The 441-nt window shown below is 45.4% G+C and carries 2 tRNA genes and 1 rRNA gene; all 3 read left to right on the top strand.

The features are described from left to right. Positions 1-164: 164 nt before the first annotated feature. Positions 165-280, top strand: a 5S ribosomal RNA gene (gene rrf / locus ACYVEC_RS30075). Between the two features lie 5 nt (positions 281-285). Next, positions 286-361: transfer RNA gene (locus ACYVEC_RS30070), tRNA-Val, on the top strand. A 4-nt stretch (positions 362-365) separates the two neighbouring features. Further along, positions 366-441: transfer RNA gene (locus tag ACYVEC_RS30065), tRNA-Thr, on the top strand.

Here is a 441-nt window from a genome sequence, read left to right as displayed (position 1 = left end):
TAGATGTGGAAGCATGGTGACATGTGGAGCTGACGAATACTAATAGATCGAGGACTTAACCATATAATATGAAGCAATGTTATCTAGTTTTGAAAGAATATAAAAAACTTGTTGACTTTGAAAGTTAAATAAGTTACAATAATTCTTGTCTTAAATGAATACAGTCTGGTAATGATGGCAGAGAGGCCACACCCGTTCCCATACCGAACACGGAAGTTAAGCTCTCTAGCGCCGATGGTAGTTGGGACCTTGTCCCTGTGAGAGTAGGACGTTGCCAGGCAATTCGGAGGATTAGCTCAGCTGGGAGAGCACCTGCCTTACAAGCAGGGGGTCGGCGGTTCGATCCCGTCATCCTCCACCATTTAGCCGACTTAGCTCAATTGGTAGAGCAACTGACTTGTAATCAGTAGGTTGGGGGTTCAAGTCCTCTAGTCGGCACCA

This window comes from Bacillus sp. MN7755 (genome assembly GCF_054771475.1).
This window is presented reverse-complemented; position numbering and strand designations above follow the sequence as displayed.